The organism is Corynebacterium sp. MSK008, from assembly GCF_030232585.1.
GTDB lineage: Bacteria > Actinomycetota > Actinomycetes > Mycobacteriales > Mycobacteriaceae > Corynebacterium.
Genome location: NZ_JASPJX010000001.1, coordinates 59,173 through 83,355, shown reverse-complemented (window position 1 = coordinate 83,355; position 24,183 = coordinate 59,173). Strand labels below are relative to the sequence as shown.

Annotated in this window: 22 protein-coding genes, 1 tRNA gene and 1 other RNA gene; 10 read left to right on the top strand and 14 right to left on the bottom strand. The window is 66.9% G+C overall.

Going from position 1 to position 24,183, the window contains the following annotated elements; translation table 11 throughout:
* Nucleotides 1–10: 10 nt before the first annotated feature.
* Entirely contained in the window at nt 11–3,025 is a 3,015-nt protein-coding gene (locus QP996_RS00400) for a bifunctional [glutamine synthetase] adenylyltransferase/[glutamine synthetase]-adenylyl-L-tyrosine phosphorylase (RefSeq protein ID WP_284870638.1), read from the bottom strand.
* Nucleotides 3,022–4,356 (bottom strand): glutamine synthetase family protein, encoded by a 1,335-nt coding sequence (locus tag QP996_RS00395; protein ID WP_284870637.1) that lies wholly within the window; start codon nt 4,354–4,356, stop codon nt 3,022–3,024. The genes QP996_RS00400 and QP996_RS00395 overlap by 4 nt, the downstream gene beginning before the upstream one ends.
* A gap of 82 nt (nt 4,357–4,438) precedes the next feature.
* Between QP996_RS00395 and QP996_RS00390 the strand changes: the two genes are divergently transcribed.
* Nucleotides 4,439–6,013 (top strand): CYTH and CHAD domain-containing protein, encoded by a 1,575-nt coding sequence (locus QP996_RS00390; RefSeq protein WP_284870636.1) that lies wholly within the window; start codon nt 4,439–4,441, stop codon nt 6,011–6,013.
* A 6-nt stretch (nt 6,014–6,019) separates the two neighbouring features.
* On the opposite strand, the gene QP996_RS00385 is transcribed toward QP996_RS00390, so the two are convergent.
* Nucleotides 6,020–6,226 (bottom strand): hypothetical protein, encoded by a 207-nt coding sequence (locus QP996_RS00385; protein WP_284870635.1) that lies wholly within the window; start codon nt 6,224–6,226, stop codon nt 6,020–6,022.
* 84 nt (nt 6,227–6,310) lie between these two features.
* On the opposite strand from QP996_RS00385, the gene QP996_RS00380 reads away from it, so the two are divergent.
* Nucleotides 6,311–7,471, top strand: coding sequence for a galactokinase family protein (locus tag QP996_RS00380; protein WP_284870634.1), 1,161 nt, complete (start codon nt 6,311–6,313; stop codon nt 7,469–7,471).
* A gap of 15 nt (nt 7,472–7,486) precedes the next feature.
* On the opposite strand, the gene QP996_RS00375 is transcribed toward QP996_RS00380, so the two are convergent.
* The 5 genes from QP996_RS00375 to QP996_RS00355 form a co-directional block, all read right to left on the bottom strand.
* Entirely contained in the window at nt 7,487–8,872 is a 1,386-nt protein-coding gene (locus QP996_RS00375) for an RNB domain-containing ribonuclease (RefSeq protein ID WP_284870633.1), read from the bottom strand.
* Nucleotides 8,873–8,898: 26 nt separating this feature from the next.
* Nucleotides 8,899–9,291: RNase P RNA component class A (gene rnpB, locus QP996_RS00370), an RNA gene on the bottom strand.
* 184 nt (nt 9,292–9,475) lie between these two features.
* On the bottom strand, nt 9,476–10,618 hold the full coding sequence (locus QP996_RS00365; protein ID WP_284870632.1) for a bifunctional RNase H/acid phosphatase: 1,143 nt from the start codon (nt 10,616–10,618) through the stop codon (nt 9,476–9,478).
* Nucleotides 10,619–10,621: 3 nt separating this feature from the next.
* Nucleotides 10,622–11,302 (bottom strand): zinc ribbon domain-containing protein, encoded by a 681-nt coding sequence (locus QP996_RS00360; protein ID WP_284870631.1) that lies wholly within the window; start codon nt 11,300–11,302, stop codon nt 10,622–10,624.
* A 9-nt stretch (nt 11,303–11,311) separates the two neighbouring features.
* Nucleotides 11,312–12,445 (bottom strand): Nif3-like dinuclear metal center hexameric protein, encoded by a 1,134-nt coding sequence (locus tag QP996_RS00355; protein WP_284870630.1) that lies wholly within the window; start codon nt 12,443–12,445, stop codon nt 11,312–11,314.
* Nucleotides 12,446–12,481: 36 nt separating this feature from the next.
* On the opposite strand from QP996_RS00355, the gene QP996_RS00350 reads away from it, so the two are divergent.
* The 5 genes from QP996_RS00350 (at nt 12,482) to QP996_RS00330 (ending at nt 15,345) form a co-directional block, all read left to right on the top strand.
* Nucleotides 12,482–13,114 carry an HAD-IA family hydrolase gene (locus tag QP996_RS00350; RefSeq protein ID WP_284870629.1) on the top strand — a complete coding sequence of 211 codons (633 nt, stop codon included), beginning with the start codon at nt 12,482–12,484 and terminating at the stop codon, nt 13,112–13,114.
* On the top strand, nt 13,104–13,580 hold the full coding sequence (locus QP996_RS00345; RefSeq protein WP_284870628.1) for a low molecular weight protein-tyrosine-phosphatase: 477 nt from the start codon (nt 13,104–13,106) through the stop codon (nt 13,578–13,580). The genes QP996_RS00350 and QP996_RS00345 overlap by 11 nt, the downstream gene beginning before the upstream one ends.
* Nucleotides 13,581–13,586: 6 nt before the next feature.
* Nucleotides 13,587–14,516, top strand: a complete 930-nt coding sequence (locus QP996_RS00340) for an SURF1 family cytochrome oxidase biogenesis protein (protein ID WP_284870627.1) — start codon at nt 13,587–13,589, stop codon at nt 14,514–14,516.
* A 30-nt stretch (nt 14,517–14,546) separates the two neighbouring features.
* Nucleotides 14,547–14,957 (top strand): hypothetical protein, encoded by a 411-nt coding sequence (locus tag QP996_RS00335; protein ID WP_284870626.1) that lies wholly within the window; start codon nt 14,547–14,549, stop codon nt 14,955–14,957.
* Nucleotides 14,958–15,269: 312 nt separating this feature from the next.
* Nucleotides 15,270–15,345 (top strand) — tRNA-Val (locus tag QP996_RS00330).
* A gap of 118 nt (nt 15,346–15,463) precedes the next feature.
* On the opposite strand, the gene QP996_RS00325 is transcribed toward QP996_RS00330, so the two are convergent.
* On the bottom strand, nt 15,464–15,868 hold the full coding sequence (locus QP996_RS00325) for a DUF3052 domain-containing protein (RefSeq protein WP_284870625.1): 405 nt from the start codon (nt 15,866–15,868) through the stop codon (nt 15,464–15,466).
* A gap of 199 nt (nt 15,869–16,067) precedes the next feature.
* Between QP996_RS00325 and aceE the strand changes: the two genes are divergently transcribed.
* Nucleotides 16,068–18,863 carry a pyruvate dehydrogenase (acetyl-transferring), homodimeric type gene (aceE, locus tag QP996_RS00320; RefSeq protein ID WP_284870624.1) on the top strand — a complete coding sequence of 932 codons (2,796 nt, stop codon included), beginning with the start codon at nt 16,068–16,070 and terminating at the stop codon, nt 18,861–18,863.
* Nucleotides 18,864–19,244: 381 nt separating this feature from the next.
* On the opposite strand, the gene QP996_RS00315 is transcribed toward aceE, so the two are convergent.
* Nucleotides 19,245–20,153 (bottom strand): YPDG domain-containing protein, encoded by a 909-nt coding sequence (locus tag QP996_RS00315; protein WP_284870623.1) that lies wholly within the window; start codon nt 20,151–20,153, stop codon nt 19,245–19,247.
* 17 nt (nt 20,154–20,170) lie between these two features.
* On the opposite strand from QP996_RS00315, the gene QP996_RS00310 reads away from it, so the two are divergent.
* Nucleotides 20,171–20,464 (top strand): acyl carrier protein, encoded by a 294-nt coding sequence (locus tag QP996_RS00310; protein WP_284870622.1) that lies wholly within the window; start codon nt 20,171–20,173, stop codon nt 20,462–20,464.
* Entirely contained in the window at nt 20,416–21,264 is an 849-nt protein-coding gene (locus tag QP996_RS00305) for an HAD-IIA family hydrolase (RefSeq protein WP_502870083.1), read from the top strand. Before QP996_RS00310 ends, QP996_RS00305 begins: the two co-directional genes overlap by 49 nt.
* A gap of 10 nt (nt 21,265–21,274) precedes the next feature.
* On the opposite strand, the gene QP996_RS00300 is transcribed toward QP996_RS00305, so the two are convergent.
* The 4 genes from QP996_RS00300 to QP996_RS00285 form a co-directional block, all read right to left on the bottom strand.
* The gene (locus QP996_RS00300) at nt 21,275–21,676 is read right to left on the bottom strand and encodes a hypothetical protein (RefSeq protein ID WP_141741302.1); all 402 of its coding nucleotides are present in this window, start codon (nt 21,674–21,676) and stop codon (nt 21,275–21,277) included.
* The gene (locus tag QP996_RS00295) at nt 21,636–22,280 is read right to left on the bottom strand and encodes a nucleotidyltransferase domain-containing protein (protein ID WP_070473549.1); all 645 of its coding nucleotides are present in this window, start codon (nt 22,278–22,280) and stop codon (nt 21,636–21,638) included. The genes QP996_RS00300 and QP996_RS00295 overlap by 41 nt, the downstream gene beginning before the upstream one ends.
* A 75-nt stretch (nt 22,281–22,355) precedes the next feature.
* On the bottom strand, nt 22,356–23,759 hold the full coding sequence (locus QP996_RS00290; RefSeq protein ID WP_284870621.1) for an NAD-dependent succinate-semialdehyde dehydrogenase: 1,404 nt from the start codon (nt 23,757–23,759) through the stop codon (nt 22,356–22,358).
* Nucleotides 23,740–24,060, bottom strand: coding sequence for a hypothetical protein (locus QP996_RS00285; protein WP_239357029.1), 321 nt, complete (start codon nt 24,058–24,060; stop codon nt 23,740–23,742). The genes QP996_RS00290 and QP996_RS00285 overlap by 20 nt, the downstream gene beginning before the upstream one ends.
* Nucleotides 24,061–24,183 lie beyond the last annotated feature (123 nt).

The following is a 24,183-nucleotide window of genomic DNA, read 5'->3' as shown; positions in this document are numbered from 1 at the left end:
CTCCCCCGCCCTAATCGAACTCGAGCGATGGCACCTCACCCCAGAACGCCTCCTCCACCACTTTGTGGGCGTGGCGGGTGATGCGCAGGTAGTCCTCCCGGAACTCCTGCTGGTCGTCGGGGTCGTAGCCGGCGGAGCCCGCCACCTGGGCGAGCTGCGGGCCCGGCGCGGGCAGCTGGTCGGTGCGCTTGCCGGTGACCAGCACGATGGCGTTGCGGGCGCGGGTGGCGGTCAGCCATGCGGTGCGCAGCACCTTGGCGTGCGAGCAGCGGATGACGGACGGGTCGTCGAGCTCGGCCAGAAAGTCCAGCGCGTCCAGGGTCGAGGGGGTGCGCAGTTCCTCGTGGGTGTGGGCGTGCTGCATGGTCAAAAGCTGCACGGTCCACTCGACATCCGCGAGCGCGCCGCGGCCGAGCTTGGTGTGGGTGGCGCGGTCGGCGCCGCGGGGCAGGCGCTCGTTGTCCACGCGGGCTTTGATGCGGCGGATTTCCCGGATGTCGGCGGGTTTTGCGCCGCCGGCTGGGTAGCGGAAGTCGTCGATGGCCTCCAAAAACGCGTCGCCCACTCCGCGGTCGCCGGCGACGACGGCCGCGCGCAGCAGCGCCTGGCGTTCCCAGACTTCGCCCCATTCGCGGTAGTAGCGCTCGTAGCTGGCGATGGTGCGCACCACCGGGCCGGAGCGGCCCTCCGGGCGCAGGCCCAAATCCACCTCGAGCGGCGGGTCGCCGGAGGGTTTGGACAGTCGCGCGCGCATCTGGTCGACGATCTTCGCCGCCCAGGCGATGGCGTCCGCTTCATCGGCTGCCTCGCTCGGTTCGGCGACGATCATCACGTCGGCATCGGAGCCGTAGCCGAGTTCGGCGCCCCCGAGGCGGCCCATGCCGATGACGGCGATGCGGGCGGGAGGCTCGTCGTGAGGCGAGGATGCGAGATCGGCGTGCACCTCGGCGCGAAGTGCCGCCTCGAGGACGGCCTCCCACACGTAGGTCAGCTCAAGGCAGACCTGGCGCGGCTCCATGTAGCCGAGCAGGTCGGCGCTCGCGATGCGGGCGAGCTCCGCGCGGCGCAGCGAGCGCGCCACGGCGACGGCCTTGTCGGGGTCCGCCTGGTGGCGCTTGGCGGAGGCGATGATGGCTTTGTGCACCTGGTCGGGGGCCGCGTCGAGCAGCCGGGGGCCGTTGGAGCCGTCGCCGAGGAGTTTGACCACATCGGGCGCGGAGATAATGAGGTCGGAGGCGTACGGCGAGGTGCCCAGGATGTGCATGAGGCGTTGCGACGCCACGCCCTCGTCGCGCAGCATGCGCAGAAACCAGCTGCGGTCGACGGCGGCGTCGGAAAGCTTGCGGTAGTTCAGCAAGCCCTGGCCGGGGTCGGCGGTGTCCGCGAGCCAGTGCATCAGGCTCGGCAGCAGGATCGCCTGCAGCTTGGCCTTGCGCGAGGTGCCCTTGACCAGCGCGGAGAGGTGGTCGAAGGCGCGCGCCGGGTGGCGGTAACCGAGTGCGGCCAGCTGGGCTTTGACCGCGTCGGCGGAGAGGGTGGCCTCGCCGACGGTCATGTCGGCCACCGCGCCGAGCAGCGGGCGGTAGAAGAGGCGCTCGTGCAGGTCGGCAACGTCGCGGCGCACGCGTTTGAGCTCGCGGTACATCGCGTCCGGGGCGGTGCCGCGGTGGTTGGCGGTGAACCCGGCGGCGCGGGCGAGCCAGCGGTTGCGCTTCTCGTCGTCCGGCTCGGGCAGCTGGTGGGTGCGCTTGAAGCGCTGCAGCTGCAGCCGGTGCTCCAAAAGGCGCAGGAACTCGTAGGCCTCGGTGAGCACGCGCGCGTCCTCGCGCCCCACGTAGCCGGCGGCGGCCAGGGCGGACAGGGCGTCGAGGGTGTTGCGGGCGCGAAGCGTGTCGTCGATGCGCCCGTGCACGAGTTGCAAAAGCTGCACGGCGAATTCGACGTCGCGGAGCCCGCCGGGGCCGAGTTTGAGCTCGCGGCGACGCACCTCGGCCGGCACGTTTTCCAGAACGCGCCGGCGCATGGCTTGGACGTCCTCGACGAAGGAGTCGCGCTGGGAGGCCTCCCACACCAGCGGCGCGATCGCCTCGGCATAACCCCGCCCCAACTCCATGGTCCCGGTCTGCGGCCGCGCCTTCAACAGCGCCTGGAACTCCCAGGTCTCGGCCCATTTCCGGTAGTACGCCTGGTGCGATTCCAGCGTGCGCACCAGCGCGCCTGAGGTGCCTTCCGGCCGCAGGTTCGCGTCCACGTCGAAAAAGCACGCGGAGCCGATCCGCATCATTTCCGCGGCCACGCGCGTGATCTTGGGCGAGGCGGGCTCGGCCACAAACACCACGTCGACGTCGGAGATGTAGTTCAGCTCGCCGGCGCCGCATTTACCCATGGCGATCACGGCGAGCTGCGCGTCCGGTTCCTCATCGCCGTAGACGTCGCGCACCGCCACCGCGAGCGCGGCTGTGAGCGCGGCGTCCGCGAGCCACGTGAGCCGCTCGGTGGTGTAGCTGTAGCTCATGGATTCGCCCTCGCCGTGGCCTTTCACCGCGGCGAACGTGCCGGCGAGGTCGGCGGCGGCGATGCGCATCACCAGGTCGCGGTGGGTGGCGCGGAGCTTTTGCTTAGCAGCGCTGACGTCGCCCTCCCCCGCCGTATACAACCCCGGGCCGTCAGCGTCGACCCCCACGGCGGCGAGCATGGTGCGGTAGAGCTCAGCCTGATCGGGCAGGTCCTCGAGCAGCAGCCGCCACTGCTGCGGGTGCGCGATCAGGTGGTCCGACAGCGCGGTGGAGCCGCCCAGCAGGGCGAAGATGCGGGTGCGGAAGATCGGGTTGTCGCGCAGCGCCGCAAGCAGCTCCGCCCAGCCGTCACCTAATGCGTCGAAGAGCCGGTGGGCGTTGTTGAGCGCCAGGTCCGGGTCGCTTGCGCCGGCGAGGGTGTAGAGCGAAGCCTCGTCGATAAGCGAAAGCTCCTCGATGTCCTCGGCGGCGCGCGGGCTGGTCAGCCCGAGCTTGGCGGGTGAAATCACAGGTCAATCCCCGTATCGATCTCCCAGGTCGTGATCTGGGCGGTGTAGTCGTGCCACTCGTCCCACTTGGCGCGCAGGAAGAACTCGAAGACCTGCTCGCCCAAAACCTCCGCCATGAACTCGGAGCGCTCCATGTGGCGCAGCGCCTGGTCCAGCGAGTTGGGCAGGTCGCGATACCCCATCGCGCGGCGCTCGCGGCGGGTCAGGGCGAACACGTCGTCGCGGGCGGGTTCGTCCAGCTCGTAGCCCTCCTCGATGCCCTTCAATCCCGCGGCGAGTATCGCGGAAAAGGCCAGGTAGGGATTGCAGGCCGAGTCCAGCGAGCGCACCTCCGCCCGGCGCGAATCCGCCTTGTGCAGGCGGTAGGTGGGCACGCGCACCATGGCAGACCGGTTGGAGATACCCCAGGTGGCGGCGGTGGGTGCCTCGGAGCCGAACTGCAGGCGCTTGTACGAGTTGACCCACTGGTTGGTCACCGCGGAGATTTCGCCCGCGTGCTCGATGATGCCGGCGATGAACTGCCGGCCGGTTTTGGACAAGCTGATTTCGTCGTCCGGGTCGTGGAATGCGTTGGTGTCGCCCTCGAACAGGGAGAAGTGGGTGTGCATTGCCGAGCCCTCGAGGTCTTTGAACGGCTTAGGCATGAACGTGGCGTGCACGCCGTTCATCTCCGCGACCGTCTTCACGATGTAGCGGAACGTGACGATGTTGTCGGCCATGGTCAGCGCATCGGTGTGGCGCAGGTCGATCTCCTGCTGGCCCGGCGAGCCCTCGTGGTGGGAGAACTCGGTGACAATGCCCATGTACTCCAGCGCAGACACGGCCTGGCGGCGCAGCTTCGGCGCCTCGTTGCGTTTTGCCTGGTCGAAGTAGCCGCCCTTGTCCGCAGGTGTGGGCGGCTGGTCCGCGTGTCCGGGTTTGACCACGTAGAACTCGATTTCCGGGCTGGCCACGAACTCGAAGCCCATGTCGCGGGCGTTGGTGATCTGGCGGCGCAGCACCTGGCGCGGGTCAGCGTAGAGCGGGTCGCCGTCGGGCATGGTGATGTCGCAGAACATGCGCGCGGTTTGCAGGCCCGCCTCCTCGTCGAAGGGCAGCGGCTGGTACGTCGACGGGTCGGGCCGCAGCAGGGTGTCCGACTCTGAGACGCGGGAAAACCCCTCGATGGAAGAGCCGTCGAAGCCGACGCCCTCCTCGAAGGCGCTTTCCAGCTCCGTCGGCGACATCATGACGGTTTTCAGCGAGCCGAAGATGTCGGTGAACCAGAGGCGGATAAAGGCGATGTCCTGCTGCTCCACCATTCGCAGCACGTTGTCGGTTTGGGCGCTCATGGTCCTCAACTGTAGCGACCTTTGGGCGTCGGAAAGCAGGCTAAGCTTGGGGGCAACAAACCATTGAAGGAGGACAACGATCATGGCTGCACAGGCACCCGAGCAGTTCCTCGAGGTGGAAATCAAACTCGCGGTGGACGAGGGCACCGGCATGCCGGACCTGACGCAACTGCCCGGCGTGGAGGAGATCGCGAGCATGCGCGAGCACAACCTCTCCGCCGTGTACTACGACACGAAGGATCTGCGCCTGACGCGCTCCAAGATCACGCTGCGCCGCCGCACTGGCGGTGCGGATGACGGCTGGCACCTCAAGCTGCCCAAGGAGGGCGGGCGCAACGAGGTGCGGATGCCTCTCGACGACCCTTCGGCCGTGCCCGAGGAACTGCTGGCCTGCGTGCGCTCGATTGTGCGCACCGAGGAGCTGGCGCCGGTGGCGCAGGTGGACAACCGCCGGGTAGAGATTTTGCTTTCCGGCGCCGAAGGCGCTGTCGCGGAGTTTTGCGACGACCACGTCACCGCCTGGTCGCTGCTTCCCGGCGGGGAGCGCACGAACTGGCGCGAGTGGGAGCTCGAGCTGTCCGAGGCGCTCGCCGGCACCGATGCGGGCAACACGCTGATCAACCAGGGCACCAGCTTTTTGATCTCGGCGGGCGCGCGCAAGTCGTCCTCGCCGTCGAAGCTGGCCACCGCGCTGGGCGATTCCGTCAAGACCGCTCCCCTGCCTCCGCACATGCAGGCGGAGCTGGAGGCGGACTCCCCGGCCGCCGCTGTGGTGGATTCCCTGCGCAAGCAGCGCGACGCCATCGTCGCCTGGGAGCCGCGCGTGCGCGCCGACGAGTACGACTCGGTGCACCAGCTGCGCGTGGCCACCCGCGAGATGCGCTCTCTGCTGGAGACGTTCGAGGGCATCTTGGAGGGCGAGCAGCTCGGCGCGCTTGAAGACGAGCTCAAGCACGCCGCCGGAGTGCTGGGCGTGGCCCGCGACGCCGAGGTGGTGGAAGAGCGTTTCCTGGAGCTTTTGGATTCGGACGAGTCCGGGCTCGTGGACGACGCCGCCCGCGCGCACATCGCCGGCGACATGCGCCGCGACTACAACGAGGCCCACGCCGAGATCGTGGACATGCTCGATTCGCAGCGCTTCATGGAACTGCTGGACGCGATTGACGGGTTGTTGGCTGAGCCGCCCGTCGCAAAGCAAGAGGCTTCTGAGGACACCCCGGCGGAGTCGAAAGAGGTCCTCTACGACCACTTGAAGCGCGGCTACAAAAAGCTGAAGAAGCGCCACGACAAGGTCGACGAGCACTACCACGACACCGACCTGCCGCTGCACGAGCGCGAAGACTACGTCCACGACGTGCGCAAGGCCGCGAAGAAGCTGCGCTACTCCGCCAACGCCGCGGCCGACGCGGGCTTGAAGGCGGGGCGTTTGGCCAAGGCATGCAAGGCGCTGCAGTCCAAGTTGGGCGACTTCCAGGACGCCGTGACCTCGCGCGACCGCATCCAGCGTCTGGCCGAAGAGGCCCGCGAGCGCGGCGAGGACACCTTCGCCTACGGCATGCTCTACCAGCGCGAACTCGACCGCGGCGAGCAGGCCTTAAGCGGCTACGACAAGGCCGTGCGCGAGGTGCGCAAGGCGTTTAAGAAGATCAAGCCGTAAGCGGGTTTACTTCTCCCAGGACGGGGCCTCGCCCCAGTTGTCGTCCGCCTCGTCTTCGTTGTCTGCGCTCTTGTTGCGCTGCGCGGCGATCTGCAGCGCGGACTCCGCCTCCTCGCGGGTGGCGTACGGGCCCATGCGGTTATCCCAGGCGGCTTCCTTGCCCTGGGTGACCTCGCCGGTGGACGGGTTGTAGTAGAACTGCTCGTCTGCCATTGTTTCGTTCCTTTCGTGGTTTGTTTACCCGTTCGACTGTACCGGGGCGGTTGGTAGTGTGGTGGCGGTTAAAAGGAGCGTGACATGGCATTGTTTGAAACCCCCTCCAAGTCCCCTGTGGAGCGCGTTAGCGCAGCGTCTGGGCGTGTCGCATCCGCGCCGGGCACGTGGGTGCTCATCGGTGAAAACGTCGACCACTTCGGTGGCGTAACCCTGGCCGGCACCGCGTCGCTGCGCGCGGCCGCGTCGGTGCAGCCGCGTTCGGACGGCGTGATCTCGATTGCGGCCAACGGCCCGCTCGGCCAGGAATTCAAGGCGCAATTGCCTTACGACGACCAACCCGCCGACGGGCTCGCCCGCCGCTGGTGGGGGCTCGTGCACACTCTCGTGCAGCGCCAGGTGCTCTCCCGCGACACCGCTGGCGTGGACATCACCGTGGAGTCGGACGTGCCGATCGGCGCGGGCCTTGGCGCGCTCTACGCCGTCGACGCCGCGATCGCGCTGGCGCTGGCCGGTTCGCACGACGACGTGGACACCGCCCCGTTCCGCGCCCGGCTTGCAGAGATCTGCTCGCACGCCGTGGCGACCTACTCGTCGTTGCCGGTGCTGCGCGCCCGCCACTCGGTGGCGCTGCGCGGGGCCGACGGGGTTTCGGTGGTGGATTACGCCGATGGCTCGCTGACCCAGGCGCCGCACCCGTCGCGCCACGGCGTGCGCGTGTTTTCCGTGTCCCAAGAGCTGGGCGCGCCGTTTACGCAGTCGCGCGAGGCGATCGCTGAGCGCCGCGCGTTCATCGACGCCGCCTGCTCCAACTTCGGCGTGTCCTCGCTGCGCCAGCTTCCCGACGCCCCCGGCCGCGCCGTCCAATGGGTCGAGGCACGCCGCGCCGCAGGCGACTCGAACGCACCCGAGCCGGAGACCGCGCGGCGCTGGGTAGCGTTCTGCGAATCGGAGACGCTGCGCTCGCTTGCCGCCGCGAAGGCCCTGCGTTCGCGCCGCGCCAACGAGCTGTTCACGCTGCTCAACTCGCCTTCCGAGTCCCACAACCTGCCCACCCCGGACGCCCTGGTCGCCCTGGCCCGCAAGCGCGGCGCCGTCGCCGCCCGGCCTGCCGCCATCGGCACCTCCGACGCGGTGATCGCGTTCGTGCCGGTGCAGGAGGCGGACTCGTTCGCGGCCGCGATGGCGCGCGAGTTCGAGGTGGTGGAGGTCGCCGCCGGCGAACCCGCCCGCCTCGAGGGGTAGGCGGCGCCGTTCGGCCTAGTCCGCGGGCCAGGCGAAGCCGACCTCGCGGGCGCCAGGGTCCGCCCGCACGAGGGAGAACTTCGTCTCCGCGCCTTCCTCTGGCGCCCCCGCGGACGGCGCGAGCACCGGCGGGTCCACGATGAACACGCGCGCGGAGTCCTCCCCTCTCTTTAAAGTCACGCCGTCAAAGTTGTGGCCCACCCACGGCTCGAGCACCGTCGCCTCCGTTAGGTGCAGGCAGGCCTTCTCCACGGTGTTGGCGAGCTGCGAGGACCGGCCCATCGTCTTGATCACGCGCGGGGCATCGCGCTCGACCCACTCCGGCACGTCCTCGCCTGCACAGATGGCGAGGCAAACTTCGGTGGCGTAGCGGTCGATCAGCCGCCGCAAGGGCGCGGTGACGTGCGAGTAGAACCCGCCGATACCGGCGTGCACCTCGGCTTGCTTCTCGGACAGATCCACGTAGCCGGATCCGCGCAGGAGTTTCTGCGCCTCGCGCATCACCGCCATGCCGCGCGGGGTGTCGGCGTCCACGCCGGCGAGGAACTCGCCGATGTCGCCGGCAACTTCGTAGCCCAAGTTGCGTGCTTCTCGACGGAACTCCGCCTCCCCTTCCTCATCCGCCGGGCCCAACGTGCGCAGGAAGCCCACCCCGGCGTCGACCATCATCCGTCCCGCCACCATGCCGGTGAGCAGCGAGATTTCCGAGTTATAGTCCATGACCGGGTGGCGCGGCTCGATGACCAGCTCAAACGTGTAGCCGTCGCCGACCACGCGCACCGACGGCAGGCGCAGGTTAATCGCGTGCCTGCGCAGCGAGGACTGCTGCCGCAACTGGCCGACCTCCTCCAGCAGCGCAATTGACGGGTGCACTGACCCTGCCTGCATGTCTTCGTGCACGCCCTCGTAGTCCAGCCGCGCCACGGAGCGCACCAGCGCGCGCTCGACGTGCGCGGAGTCGACCTCGCCGCGCTCGTCCAGTTCGAAGGTCCACAGCACGGCGGGCCGGTCCACGTCGGGAAGCAACGAGGCAGAGCCCTCCGACAGCTCCTCCGGGTGCAGGCGCGCGGGCTCGTCGGGCAGGTAGATGGTCTGGCCGCGCTCCAGCGACTCCGCCGCCACCGCCGAGTCCGGGTCCACGAACGCCGCCACATCCGCGATGGCGTAGCGCACCACGTAACCGCCACCGTCACGGGACTCGATGTGCACTGCCTGGTCCAGGTCCTTCGACCCGGCGGGATCGATGGTGACGAGGGGCACGGAGCGGGCGTCGATACGCGACTGCGAAAAACGGTCCCTAAGCTGGGCGGCTTCGGTGTGGAGCTCCGGCGCGAATGAGGTGCGCACGTCGAATTCGCGCGCAATCGAGCGGAAGTTCAGGGGCGCGGCGTAGAGCTTCATAAGACGCCATCGTGCCACGAAAAGGGCGAATGAGTCGGCCTATGAGCCGGATTCTGTTCCCCTGACGGGGCGGCGACCATCCATCTGGACCACCCATCGCTGGGGGCCTCAAGCAGCTACCTTCGGACTGGGCGGGCAGCCTGCATCCGACGACCTCCGCCGTTTCGGGCGGGGGCTCTTGCCTTGCTCCCGGTGGGGTTTACCTGGCCACCTACGTCACCGCAGATGCCGGTGCGCTCTTACCGCACCCTTTCACCCTGACCTCGTTGCCGAGGCGGTCTACTTTCTGTTGCACTTTCCCGCGGATCGCTCCGGGTTGCTGTTAGCAACCACCGTGCCCTGTGGAGTCCGGACTTTCCTCGACCCGCGCCTTCCCGTTCAACGGTGGTTCGCGGTGCCGCGGCCGCCCGGCCGACTCATTCGCGAGGTACAGCATACGCTTTCCACCGGTTGGAACGGAACTGCCGGGCATCGTTCGAGGATGCTTACCCCAGGATGCTTATCCTTCGAGAGCGTTGACGAGCATTTCTCGTGTCCACTCGATAAGTAAGCTTCCTGGGGTAAGCATCCTCCCCCGGTAAGCATCCTGGGGTAAGCATCTAGCTACCCGCGGTGGTGGGCGACGTCGTTGACGCAGCGCACCACACCGAAGTCACCGTAGTAGTCCACGACGCTGATGCTGGCCAGGTCCAAGAACACGTGCTTGAACAGCTCCGGCCCGGCGCCGAGGGCCTGGCGCAGGAACGACTTCACCGGCGTCATGTGCGTGACTACCAGCACGGTTTGCCCCTCGTAGCGTTCCTGCAGCTTCGACCGCGTGCGAGACACCCGGCGGTGTAGCGCGGTCAGGGACTCGCCGCCCGGGGGCGCGTTGTTCGGCGAGGACTGCCATTCGTCGAACGCTGATGAATCCCGCGCCACGGCCTCGTCGCGGGTGAGCCCCTCGAAGTCGCCGAAGTCGAGCTCGCGCAGGCCGTCCTCCGTCACCACGTCCAGCCCCAGCGCGCCTGCGGCGATGCGGGCCGTGCCCTGCGCGCGGGCCTGCGGCGAGGCGACGACGGCGTCGATGTGCCCGAATTTACGCAACGCGTCGGCGGCCCGGCGCGCCTGGTCGCGGCCGGTGTCGGTCAGCTCCGGATCGGATGTGCCGGAAAAACGCTGCTCCGCGGAGTGCTGGGTCTGCCCGTGCCGCAACAGGATGAACCGGGTGCGCGGGGCGTCGGAGCCGGCCCAGTGCGCGGGGCTCGCGGTCTGGTGCGAGGGCTTATCGACGTCCTCCGGTTCCCCGGCCTTCTCCCCCACCCACACGCCAGTGCCTTTGACGATGCCGGGTTTGTCGCCGCGGGCGGCCGCGTCCATGGCCACATTCGACAGCTCGTCGGCCTTCTTGTTCTTGGCGCGCGGGACCCAGGTGTAGGTGACCTGCTCAAACGAGGACGCGAGGTCGCGGGCCTCACGGGCCAGCTTCTGCATGTCGGGGTGCTTGATTTTCCAGCGGCCGGTCATCTGCTCGACAACCAGCTTGGAGTCCATGAACACGTCCACCCGCGTCGCGCCGACCTCACGGCAGGCCTCCAGGCCGCGCACCAAGCCGTAGTACTCGGCGACGTTGTTGGTGGATTCTTTGCCGACCACGTAGGCGATCTCGCCGAGCGTCTCGCCGGAAGCGTCGTAGACCACGGAGCCGGAACCGGCCACGCCCGGGTTGCCGCGGGAGCCGCCGTCGCAGTACATGGATACCTGCATCGGCTACTCCACCGGAGAAACCCGCACCAGCAGCGTGCCGCAGTTCGGGCAGGTGGGCAGTTCGTCTTCGGGCTCGCCGAGCACCTCGGCGCGCTCGGCCGGCGGCAACTGGATGAAGCAGCCGCCGCAGGCGCGGCCGTTGAACTTGGCGGCGCCGATGTCGTCGTAGGCGCGGAGCACGTCGTCAGGCAGTTTCGCCCGAAGCGCATCCACGTCCACGTCATCTTCCTCGGGCAGGGCGTCCACGGCGCGCTGGGCGGCCTCGACCTTGCGGTTGGCTTCGTCGACGCGGGCGGCGTGGACATCGCGGTTGTTGCGCAGCGCAGCGATCTCGTTGTGCGCCTCCTTCAGCTCGGAGAGCAGGTCCGCGATGCGGGACTTCGCGGCGTAGCGGTCGTGCTCTAAGTCCTTGCGGCGCTCCGGGTCGGTCTCGGCGGACAGCTGGCGCTTGTCGTCCAGCTCGCGCTTCTTCAGTTTGCGTTCGTCTTCCTGGATGCGCAGGATTTCCAGCTCCATGTCGTCGACTGCGAGTTGGGCTGCGGCGGAGGCGTCGGTCAGGCGCTTGCGCTCGTCGATAAGCTTCTGAAGCTCCTGCTCCTCGGGGCGCACGCGCGGCTGGGAAGACGCGGCGTCTGCCTGCGCGAGCTGCAGGAGGACGGGCTGCAGGTCTTTGGAAAGGTGCATCGTTTCTCCTTACTCGGGGTGCGCGGAGATGGTCCACGGATCCGTGCGGATGTGCAGGATCTCGGTGTCCACGCTTAACGGAGCCACAATACTCTCCGCCTGCTCGGTCCAGGGAAACTCGCTGGCCCAGTGGGCGGTGTCGATCACGGCGGGGCCGCCTGCGCGCAGGTGCTCGTCCACGGGGTGGTGGCGCAGGTCGGAGGTGACGTAGACGTCCACGCCGAGCTTCGCCACATCCGCCAGGAAGCTGTCGCCGGAGCCCGAGGACACCGCGACGCGTCGCACCAATTGCTCCGGGTCGCCCGCAGCGCGCACGCCCCACGCGGTTTCCGGCAGAGCGTTGGCCACCTGCTGGGTGAATTCGCTAAGCGTCATCGGCTCCTCCAGCTCGCCGATGCGCCCCAGGCCGGTCGCGGTGTCGAGGTCGCGGGTGTCGGCCATCTGCACCACGTCGAACGCGGGTTCTTCGTAGGGGTGCGCTTCGCGCAGCTTCTCGACGATCCTCCGGCGGTCCCTCGCCCTCGCCACAAACTCGATGCGGATCTCGTCGCCCGTGTAGTGCGTGCCCACGGCTCCGTCGGTGGGGTTCGCGCCCTCGATGGGGGTGAACTCGCCGGTGCCTTCGAAGGAGAAGGCGCACTCGCGGTAGTCCCCGATTGCGCCGGCGCCTGCTTCGAACAGCGCGCGTTTGAGGTCCGCGGCGGCTGACGGCGGGACGTGCACGCCCCAGCGATCGGTGGCGTCCAGGGTGACCGGTTTGATCGGGCGGCCGGGCGTGATGCCGACGAGCTCCGCCAGCTTGTCCGAGACACCCGGGCGGGCCGAATCCGCGTTGGTGTGCGCCGCGAACAGCGCACAGCCGCCGGCCAGCAGGGTGTGGATGACCTTGCCCTTCGGGGTGTTCGCCGCCACGGAGTGCACGCCGCGCAACAGCAGCGGGTGGTGCACGACCAGCAGCTGGGCACCTGCGGCGACGGCACGCTCGGCCACCTCCTGGGTGCAGTCGAGCGCGAAGGCCACCTTGGTCACCTTCGCGTCCGGGTCGCCGCAGATCAGCCCCACCTGGTCCCAGCTTTCCGCCAGCGCAGGCGGGTAGGCCGCCTCGAGCGCGTCAACAACTGTCTGCACTGTTACGTCTGTCATGGCAGCCAGCCTACAAATTTGGAACAGTGGGCAGGTGTGAACGCCACTTTGCTTTTCGACGTCGACGGCACGCTGATCGACTCCTTCCCCGGCATCAGGCACGGCTTCCTAGTCGGGCTGGAGGCCGTGGGGTGGGACACACCCGACGAGGACTTCATCCGCCGCATCCCCGGCCCGCCCATGCCGGAGACGATGCACTCGCTCGGCATGTCTGCCGCACAGGTGGAAACCGCCATGCGCGCCTACTCGGACTACATGTCCGGCGAGGGCTGGCAGCGCTTCGAGGTCTACCCCGGCATGGACGACCTGGTAGAGCGATTAGCTGGGGAGGGCTACCGCTTGTGCACGGCGACGTCGAAAAGCGAACGCTTCGCACGCGCCGCCTTAGAGCGCGCCGGGCTGCTGGGGCACATCAACTTCCTTGGCGCGGCGTCCAACGACGGGAAGCGCGCGAAGAAAGTCGACGTGATCCGGCACGTGCTGGACAATGTTGCGCCCGAGCGGCCGCTGATGGTCGGCGACCGGCTGCACGACTTCGAGGGCGCCAAAGAGTTTGGCATCCCGAGCGTGGCGATGACCTGGGGCTACGGTGCTTCTGAGGAGTGGGATTTGGCCGACTGGGTGGCGCGCGACGCCGACGAGCTAGAAAGGATCATCCGTGAGTTCTAAATTGCATATCGACTTTGTGTGCACCGGCAACATCTGCCGCTCCCCGATGGCGGAGGTGATCGTGCGCGACAAGCTTGCGCAGGCTGGGTTGGGGGATGCGGTCACGGTGACGTCGTCAGGCATTGGCGGCTGGCACGTCGGGCACAAGGCCGACGAGCGGGCGCGCGCCGAGCTTGCCGCGCACGGCTACGACGGCGAGGCGCACCGCGCCCAACAGTTCGGGTTTGAACAGGAGCAGGCGGACTTGATTGTCGCGTTGGACACGAACCACGTCTCCGAGCTGGTCGCGCGCGGCGTGGATGAGGACAAGGTGCGCCTCATCCGTTCGTTCGACCCCGCTGCTGAGGAAGGCGCGGGCGTGGCCGACCCCTACTACGGCGGGCCGGAAGGCTTCACCGTCGTGCGGGAGCAGATCGAGTCCGCAGCTGACGGCATTATTGCTTGGGTGCGCGAGCGACTAGACTAACCCGGCGTGAGCGCCAACAATCAGACTTCGAAGCCGTGGTGGCGGCAAATGCTTACCCCCGGCTGGGTCATCGCGGCGTTGTTAATCGGGGTGTTTTCCTACTACGCGTTTACGTTCCTGGCGCCGTGGCAGCTGGGCAAAAACGAGGCGCTGGTGGAGCGCAACGAGCACATCTCCGCCGCCTTCGAGCACGACCCGGAGCCGCTGTCGTCTCGCGTGAACGACGACGGCTCCCTGGGGGCAGACGCCGAGTGGTCCCGCGTGGTCGCCACCGGCCGCTACACCGGCTCCGACGTGCTGCTGCGCCTGCGGCCCGTCGACGGCACACCCGCCTTCCAGGTCCTCACCCCGTTCGTGCTGGACGACGGTCGCGCGATCGTCGTCCACCGCGGCTGGGTGAAAGCCGAAAACTCCACCCAGGTGCCCGCCGTGGAACCCGCGCCGACCGGCGAAGTCACCCTCACCGGCCTGCTGCGCGCCGACGAAGGCGAGCACCCCAACCCACCCATGCACGAGCAGGGCTACGACATGGTCTACTCCATCAGCCCCGCCCAAATCGGCTCGCTGACCGGCACCGATGTGGTCTCGCCGTACCTGCAGCTCCTCGGCGGCGAGCCGGGCGTGCTCGACCCCATCCCGCTGCCGCAGCTCGAAACGGGCAACCACCTCTCCTACGGGCTGCAGTGGATCCTGTTCGGCCTCGCCGCCCCCGCCGGCCTGATCTACTTCCTCTACTCCGACTCCCGCGAGCGGCGCCGCTTCGAGGCCGAGCAGGAGCAATTGCTTCTCGACGACACCCCCGCCGCCGGCAGCCCCGACCCTTCTGGCGCGGCTGCCTCGGCCCCGGCTGCGCCGGCTGCCCGGTCTCGGCAGCGCTACGGCTCCTCCCGCGCCAACCCGTGGGCGAAGGCCTACGATAAGGAAGAAGAACGCTAGCTTCGCCCGCCTGAAAGGGGACGGTTGACCGTGATTGATGCCGAACAGCTCCACTCCGCCCTGTTCACGCTGGAAACCGCAGGTGTTGGTTTGGCGGACGGCATCGAAACCGACGACATCGACGACGCCGTCGCCGACCACCCGGCCTTGTTCCCCACCCGTCCGTTCACGGTGTTGTCGCAGGTGGCGCAGCCGACTGATGAGGATCCCCTCTTCTCCCTCGCCCGCCCCGGCTCCCTGGAAGCCCGCGCTGCCCGCGCCTGCTCCGCCGCCGGCGTCGAGCTTTGGAGCCTCGCCGTCGTCCCCGACACCAAAGGCTCCGCGGCTGGCTCCGCCCGGGTGCAGTTCTCCGAGTGGGACGTCGCCGACGTGCCCTTCGACGGCCCGTCCCCCTGCTTCGAGCTTGCCATCTTGGCCGCTATCGAGTCCCGCGCGCTGTAGCCCCGCGCTGCTGCCAGCAACCCCTGGGATCCAAAGCCTGGGATCGCGCAAAAATCGGCCGATGACAGGGTCTAGATCCCAGGGTCTGTGGGATGTCGGCCCCTTCCCAGGGTCTGCGGTCGCCAAAGCCCCGCCCCGTGCTAGATGCTTACTCCTAAACGCTTACTTCTCGACGAACCTCCGGCCGCGCCCGCCGCTGCACTCGAGAAGTAAGCATCCTGGGGTAAGCATCCTCGGCCGAGATGGGTTGAGTTACCCAGCCAACAGCAGTTTTCGCTTCCCGCACGGGCTCTGCTACTCTGCTTGCTACGCGCGCCGTTAGCTCAGCTGGAAGAGCAACTGGTTTACACCCAGTAGGTCGGCGGTTCGAGCCCGTCATGGCGCACCAGATCGATGGTCCCGATCCGGCATTCCGGAACGGGACCATTCGCATTGCTGCCTAGCCCCGCGACGCGGCCGGCGCTGGCCCAAACCAGCGGCCCGCGGCCGGCAGACCCCGAAACCGGCTACCGGTTGCGGGGCGTGAGGCAGGAGCCCTGCCAGGCACCGAAGCGGTCCGCCTTCGTCTGGGTGAAGCCGGCGAGCTGGGCGGACTCGGCGATTTCGCTGGGCGGGACCACCCCGGCGGAGCCGGCGCCGGGGGTCATCAGCCAGATGCGGCCGCCGGGGCCGAGGCCGCGGGAGACGTCGACGAGATCATCGACGAGGTCGCCGTCGCCGTCGCGGAACCAAAGGAGGATGGTGTCGCAGGGCTCGTCCACGTCTTCGTCGAGAAGCTCGGCCCCGATGGCGTCCTCGATGGCCTCCGAGATGGCGGAATCCGCGTCCTCGTCCCAGCCGATCTCCTGCACAACATCACCCGGTTTTACCCCCAGGCGGGCTGCGTAGGTGTCCACTCCTGTGGCACTCAAATCTCCAAGTCCTCCGTTTTGCAAAATGGTGTGGTTTGGGCGATAGCTTAACGTCGAGAAGCAAAGAATGCTCGCAAACCCGTGATTAGTCTCACCAAAGGCCACCCGCTGTAAGAATGCACGCGCGCAAGCACGTATCCTTGGGGGCGTATTGCCCGACTGAAGCCAGGAGGTTGAAGTGGCCCAGAAAGAGACCAACATGGAAGACGCTCGCGCGAAGGCCGCGTCCGAGGTTGACACCAATATTCTCTCGCTGCGCGAAGGCGTGGCGTCTTACCTGCACGATGCGGACCCCGAGGAAACCCAGGAATGGATGGACTCCCTCGACGGGCTGCTCGAGGAATCTGATCCGGAGCGCGCCCGCTACCTCATGCTGCGCCTGATCGAGCGCGCCAACGCAAAGCGTGTGCCGCTGCCGGCGCTGTCCTCGACCGACCTGGTCAACACCATCCCCACCAAGCTCGAGCCGGAATTCCCGGGCGACGAGCAGATTGAGAAGCGCTACCGCCGCTGGATGCGCTGGAACGCCGCAGTGATGGTGCACCGCGCGCAGCGCCCCGGCATCGGCGTCGGCGGCCACATCTCCACCTACGCCTCCGCGGCGGCGCTGTACGAGGTCGGCTTCAACCACTTCTTCAAGGGCAAGGACGCACCGCAGGGCGGCGACCAGGTCTTCTTCCAGGGCCACGCCTCCCCCGGCATGTACGCCCGCGCCTTCATGGAAGGCCGCCTCAGCGAAGACGACATGGACGGCTTCCGCCAGGAACACTCCCGCGAGCAGGGCGGCCTGCCGTCCTACCCGCACCCGCACGGCATGCCGAAGTTCTGGGAGTTCCCCACCGTGTCCATGGGCCTCGGCCCGATGAACGCCATCTACCAGGCACGCTTTAACAAGTACCTCCAGGACCGCGGCATCAAGGACACCGACCAGCAGCACGTCTGGGCATTCCTCGGCGACGGCGAAATGGACGAGCCGGAATCCCGCGGCCTGATCCAGATGGCCTCCCTGTACGGCCTGGACAACCTCACCTTCGTGATCAACTGCAACCTGCAGCGTCTCGACGGCCCGGTGCGCGGCAACGGCCAAATCGTCCAGGAGCTGGAGAGCTTCTTCGTCGGCGCCGGCTGGAACGTGATCAAGGTCGTGTGGGGCCGCGAGTGGGACGAGCTGCTGGAAAAGGATGAGGACGGCGCGCTCGTCCACATCATGAACACCACCAAGGACGGCGACTACCAGACCTTCAAGGCCAACGACGGCGCCTACGTCCGCGAGCACTTCTTCGGCCGCGACGAGCGCACCAAGAAGCTCGTCGAGGACATGACCGACGAGGAAATCTGGAACCTGCGCCGCGGCGGCCACGACTACCGCAAGGTCTACGCCGCCTACAAGCGCGCCCTGGAGACCAAGGGCAAGCCGACCGTCATCCTCGCCCACACCGTCAAGGGCTACGGACTCGGCCACAACTTCGAGGGCCGCAACGCCACCCACCAGATGAAGAAGCTGGCCCTGGAAGACCTCAAGCTCTTCCGCGACAAGCAGCAGATCCCGATCTCCGACGAAGAGCTGGAGAAGGATCCGTTCATGCCGCCCTACTACCACCCGGGCGAGGACGCCGAAGAGATCAAGTACCTCAAAGCCCGCCGCGAGGAGCTCGGTGGCTACCTTCCGGAGCGCCGCGAGAAGTACTCCCCGGTCGAGCTGCCCGACTTTGAGAAGACCTTCAAGGCGCTGTTCAAGGACTCCGGCAAGCAGGAAGTCGCCTCCACCATGGCGCTCGTGCGCACCTTCAAGGCGCTCATGCGCGACAAGGAGCTGGGCAAGCGCATCGTGCCGATCATCCCGGACGAGGCCCGCACCTTCGGCCTGGACTCCTGGTTCCCAACGCTGAAGATCTACAACCCGCACGGCCAGAACTACGTGCCGGTGGACCACGACCTGCAGCTGTCCTACAAGGAAGCCACCGACGGCCAGATCCTGCACGAGGGCATCAACGAGGACGGCTCGTCGGCCTCCTTCATCGCCGCGGCGACGTCCTACGCCACCCACGGCGAGCCGATGATCCCGATGTACATCTTCTACTCGATGTTCGGCTTCCAGCGCACCGGCGACAACTTCTGGGCCGCCGGCGACCAGATGGGCCGCGGCTTCATCATCGGCGCCACCGCCGGCCGCACCACCCTGTTTGGTGAGGGCCTGCAGCACATGGACGGTCACTCCCCGATCCTGGCGTCCACCAACCCGGCCGTCATCCCGTACGACCCGGCGTTCGCCTACGAGATGCCGTACCTGATTTCCAAGGGCATCGAACGCATGTACGGCCAGGGCGAGGGCAAGGACGAGAACGTGATGTACTACATCACCGTCTACAACCAGCCCCACCACCAGCCGGCGCGCCCGGAGAACCTGGACGTGGAGGGCCTGCACAAGGGCATCTACCTCTACGACGAGGGCAAGGACCTGGACAACAAGGTCTCCCTCCTCGCCTCCGGCGTGGGCATGCAGCAGGCGCTGCGCGCCCAGGAGATCCTGCAGGAGCGGTACAACGTCGGCGCCGCGATCTACTCCGTGACCTCCTGGACCGAGCTCGCCCGCGAGGGCCAGGCCAAGGCCGCCGAGCAGCTGCGCAACCCGGGCGAAGACGTCGAAGAGGCGTTTGCCACCAAGCAGCTGAAGCAGACCTCCGGGCCCTACATTGCGACCTCGGACTTCGCTTCCGACCTGCAGGAGCAGATCCGCGCCTACGTTCCGGGCCAGTACATCGTGCTCGGTGCCGACGGCTTCGGCTTCGCCGACACCCGCGAGGCCGCCCGCCGCTTCTTCAACATCGACGCCGAGTCCATGGTTGTCGCCGCCCTGATGGGCCTGGCCAACGAGGACAAGCTCGACCGCTCCGTGGCCGCCGAGGCAGCCAAGGAGCTGAAGATCGACGACCCGACCGCCGCGACCCAGGACGACGCCGGCGAGGACGTCGGCCCGGAGAACGCCGCGGAGTAGTTCTTTGGGCCTCTGGGCTTAGCGCCTAGCGACGAAGGGGCGTTCCCGGTTGCGGAACGCCCCTTTTTGTGTGCGTTTGGGGGGTTTGGCGGGGGCGCCTGACAGATTACGGCGGACATTTGCGCCGACCTGGGCCGATGGGGCCTGCCTGACAGATTCCGCCGCGATGTGTCAGGGTCGCCTGTACTCCTGCAAGCCCCGCCCGGATTTGTTCACCGCGCGATGAATCATCTCGCACCGTTCGAACACCCGACCTGGGCAAAGTGAATTAATCGCCCCTCATGCGCAAACTTGTTCACCGTCTGGCAGCGGCGCAATGAACAAATTTGCAACCGGTGCCCAATCGCGGCTCGAAGAAAGCCGTCGCGCAAGCGGAATCCACTACATCTTGGGCAGGAACTGCTGCAGCTGCGGCCACGCGAAGGCAGCGGCGCTGACCAGCAGCGCCAGGACGCCGAATACGAGAGCGAACTTCTGCGCCGTGGACGACCCGCCCGAGTCCGAGGAGCCGGACGAGCTAGCCGAGCCATCATCCGAATCCGGTGCCGGCGCCGGCGCGTCCGGCTCTGCCGCCGGGGGCTCCGGCAGCTCCACACCGACACCGGTGTTGCTGATGCTGGTCCAGGTCCTACGCTTCGACCCGTCCGCGAACGTCGTCACGACCTCGAAGTTTGCGCTGTCGTAGGAGTCGGTGGGCACCGTCGCAGTGATGGTGCCGGTCTTCTGGTCGATGCTCCAGTCCCAGCCCTGGCCGCCGGTGACGTCCCAATGAGCGTTCGTCGGCAGATCTAGATCGAACTGGTTCTCCGGCGTCAGGGTCACGGTCTCGCCGGGGTCGGCGGTGACGCGCCCGACATACTGGGGGTTGTAGTAGAACGCGTCGTCAGAGGTCAGCGTGATTTTCTGCGGATACAGCTCGGTTGAGTTGTCCGGGAATTTCACCCGGACCCAGAACTCGATAACGTTCTCCCCCGGCTGCGGCGGTTCTTCCTTTGTGTAGTTGTTCAGGCGGACGGCGAGGGGGCCGTCGATAAGCTCGCGCTCCCCATTGAACAGCTGCGCCTTGTTGCGCAGAGTATCCTCGCCGGTCTGCTTCCACTTCGTCCCCTCCGGCACGCCGAGGAGTTCGTACTCGATAGTTTCGGTGTACCCATCGCTCGGAATGAAATGCACGTGCCGAGCCTCCGGGTCGAAGTACGGCGAATATTCGTCGGCCATTGCGGCGGAGGCGGCGGGCGCGAGGAGGCCGGCGGCGACAACGACCACGGCCGGAAGTGCGAAGCGTTGCATGCGCTTATCATAACGGCATGGAACTTTCGCAGCGGTTGGACCTTGGCGGCCTGCTCGCCGACGACTCGGACGCCCAAGAACAGGCGGAGGCGCGGGGCACGTTCGCGCGGCTCGCGGAGCTCGTAGAGGATGTCTCCGGCGTCGAGCTTGAACCGGAAACAACGATTGGCGGGAGCGGGATTTCGTCGTTAAGCCGTATTGAGCTCGCGGTTCGCATTGAGGAGGAGTTCGCAGTGCCTATCGACGAGCACGTCTACGCCCAATGCACCACCGCCCAAGACCTCGCCGACTATGTGGAGGAACACCAGTGATTTCGTATTTGACCGACATGGATGGCGTCCTGCACCGCGAGGGCGAGATTATCCCCGGCGCCAAGGAGTTCATCGGCGCGCTGCGCAGCGAAGACATCGACTTTATGGTGCTGACCAACAACTCAATTCAGACCCCGCGCGACCTGTCCGCGAAGCTGCAGCGCATGGGCCTGGACATCGAACCAGAGCGCATCTGGACCTCCGCCACGGCGACCGCGAAGTTTTTGTCGCAGCAGGCGGGCGAGGCCTCCGCGTACGTCATTGGGGAAGCTGGCTTAACGACGGCACTGCACGAAATCGGCTGGATCCTCACCGACACGGACCCCGACTTCGTCGTGCTGGGCGAGACTCGCACCTACTCGTTTGAGGCGTTGACCACCGCGTCGAACCTGATCCGCAACGGCTCGCGGTTCATCGCCACCAACCCGGATCTGACCGGCCCGGGGCCCGCGGGGGTGGTGCCGGCGACCGGGTCCGTGGCGGCCATGATCACCGCCGTGACCGGCATGGAGCCGTACTACGTGGGCAAACCGAACCCGGTGATGATGCGCTCGGCGCTCAACAACATCGGCGCGCACTCCGAGAACACGGTGATGATCGGCGACCGCATGGACACCGACGTCAAGGCCGGCCTCGAGGCGGGTATGCGCACCGTGCTTGTGCGCTCGGGCATCGCCGACGACTCCGAGATAGCCAAATACCCCTTCCGCCCCACCGCGGTGCTGGATTCCGTGGCGGACCTGGTGGAGCGGATCTGGGATCCGTTCGACGACGGGTTCTACACCGAAAGCGACAACTAATAATCGCCGTCTACGGCGCGAGTTGGCGCGCCCTATTGACGAGCTTTACTGATAGCCGCGAAGTCTGTTTAACCTGAACTTCGCTTAGGCCGACGTCGCTGTAATTGGCCATCGTCTTGTTTTGTAGCACCGTGTTCAAAGCCTTCGCGGCTTCCTTTTCTCCAGACAACTCGAGCATGCGCACCGCTTCGAAGTGATCAGCAGAACGGTTGTATTCACCGGTCAGCGCTCCGCAAATCACGTCGCCAGCGCCTATCGCGGCGTTGATGTAGTTGGAAATCACTGCGTTTGCGCCGAACTCACCCTCGGCGAACTGCGCCAGTTCCAAATGCTCTTCGACCCGAAGCATCCGCTTGCGAAGAACTGCATCACTAGCTTGTGCGGTCTTTCCTTTGCCCGCTCGCGGTGTCACGAATCCCCCTCAGAATCCCCCATACGTGTTGCGGGTTACCGTATATGGTTTTGCCCTCGTCCACAATGTTGTCGAGGATTGCGCCTGGATGGTCTTGGTCCGCCGTCCACACCACGACGTTGGCGGACGCCCCCGTCCAGGCCTCTACCTGGCGCGACAGCTCATATACTCCGTTTTCCACCTGCACTGCCGCCGACTCGCTGTCCACTAAAATGAGCAGGTCGATGTCACTGGAATCCCCCATCTCGCCCCGGGCTGCCGAGCCAAAGAGGACGCATCCCGCCACGTCTGCTGGCCACGCTTCCACGCACTGCGCAATGCGGGAATGAAGCTCCGCTGTTGCGTGAGCGATGTCCTGAATTGGCCTAGCCAGCAGGTGCTGTTGGTTCAAGGAGTAGCCCCTCGCCTGCCCCAACACCCGCTCGTGGATGACCCCACCCTGAGCGAGCCGTTCCAAACTGCGGCGAACGCTGGAAAGCGACGGACCCGCCGCGAGACCGTGAACCTGCTGGGCAGTGAGCTCCACCGGCGCCCGGCCGAGCGCGAGCAGCACCGCCGCATCTGCGTCGGAGCAGATGGCAGTAAACGGGTTCTGAAGCTTCATAGTGTCAATTTTGACACGCGTGTGTCATTTTTGAAACACCCGCATCAAAACTGACACAGCCGACCAGGCCCCGAGTTACACCGCCGAGTCGGAGCCGGCAACGTAGAAGCGCTGGTGGTTGACAAACTCGTCCATGCCCAGCGGCCCCAGCTCGCGGCCCAAACCGGACGCCTTCACGCCGCCGAACGGCAGCTCGGCGCCGCGCGCCTGCGGGATGTTCACGTGGATCATGCCGGTGTCGACCTTCGCCGCGACCTTCTTGGCGCGCTCGGCGTCCTCGGACATCACCGCGCCGCCGAGGCCGTAGCGGGAATCGTTGGCCAGCTCGATCGCCTCTTCCTCGGAGGAAACCTTGTATACCTCAGCCACGGGCCCGAAGAACTCCTCGTAGTAGGAGTCGGAGCCGACCGGGATGTCGGTGATGACGGCCGGGGTGATGTAGGCGCCCTTGCCGGTGACTTCGCCGCCGACGCGCAGGTTCGCGCCCTCTTCCACGGCCAGGCGCAGCTGCTGCGCGAGCAGCTCCGCGGCGTCGCGGGAGGACAGCGGGTAGAACTCCTTGCCGTCGCCGGGGTTGAGCGGGTCGCCTTCGCTATACGACGACGCCAGGTCCACCAACGCCTGCACAAACTCGTCGTAAATGTCCTCCATGACGATCATACGCTTGTTGGACGTGCAAGCCTGGCCCACGTTGCCGATGCGCTTGTTCCACGCGGTCTCCGCGGCGGCCTTGACGTCGGAAGCATCCAGCACGACGTACGCGTCGGTGCCGCCGAGCTCGAGCACGCACTTCTTCAGCGCCTGGCCGGCCTGCGAGGCGATGGTGCGCCCGGCGCGCTCGGAGCCGGTCAGGGACACGCCCTGGACGCGGTCGTCGTTGATCAGTGTGGAGACCTGCGAGTGCTTGGCGTACAGGTTCGTGTACAGGCCCTTCGGCGCCCCCGCCTCGTCGAAGATCTTCTCAATCGCGGCGGCGGAGCGGGGGCAGATCTCGGCGTGCTTGACCATCACCACGTTGCCGGCCATCAGCGCGGGTGCCGCGAAGCGCGCGACCTGGTAGTAGGGGAAGTTCCACGGCATGATGCCCAGGATCACGCCGAGCGGGACCTTGCGCATGACGGAGGTGCCGCCGCGCTGGTTCGGGATCTCCTCGTCGGCGCCAAACTCCGCGCCGTTGTCGGCGTAGTAGTTGAAGATCTCGACGACGTCGTCGATCTCGCCGTCGCCTTCCTTGACCGACTTGCCCATCTCTTCTGCGATGATGCGGGTCAGCTCGGCGCGTTGCTCGTCGAAAAGCTTCGCAACCTTGCGAAGGACCTCCGCGCGCTCCTCGAAGCTCTTCTCGCGCCACTGCTTGAACGTGTCGTTTGCGGTGGCCAGGGCGGTTTCAAGCTCGTCGTCGGTGATGAAGTCGAAGGACTCGACGATCTCGTTGTTCTTCGGGTTTTGTACGCGGTACTTAGTAGACATGTGGCCCATCGTAGGAGCGTGGCGTGAGGCTCGCCACAAAATTTTTCTCCCGCGAAAGCCGGTCCATGGCCTGCGCAAACGGCTCGATCTCCTCGTGCGTGGCGTAAATCGTCTCGCGGCACGAGTACGTGCGGTCCGCGCGCCGCTGCCAGCGGGTGAACCAGATTTCGCCGGGCGCGCCGTCGGGAAGCAGAAGCATCTGCTTCTCGACGCTCCGTCGCTCCCGCACCGGCATCCCCTCAACGCAGAATGTCCACGCGAGTCGGGTGCGCGGGGCGCGGCAGGTGGGTGCGGCCAGTGTTGTCGTCATTGGTGGGGACCCTTCTTGCGGGCGCCTTTCGGCGTGCCCGCATCGATGGCGGCACACTCCAACCCCGATGACTAGGCGGGATTTTTGTGCCGCGGCGGGTGACTAATCCGCTGCGGCGGAGTG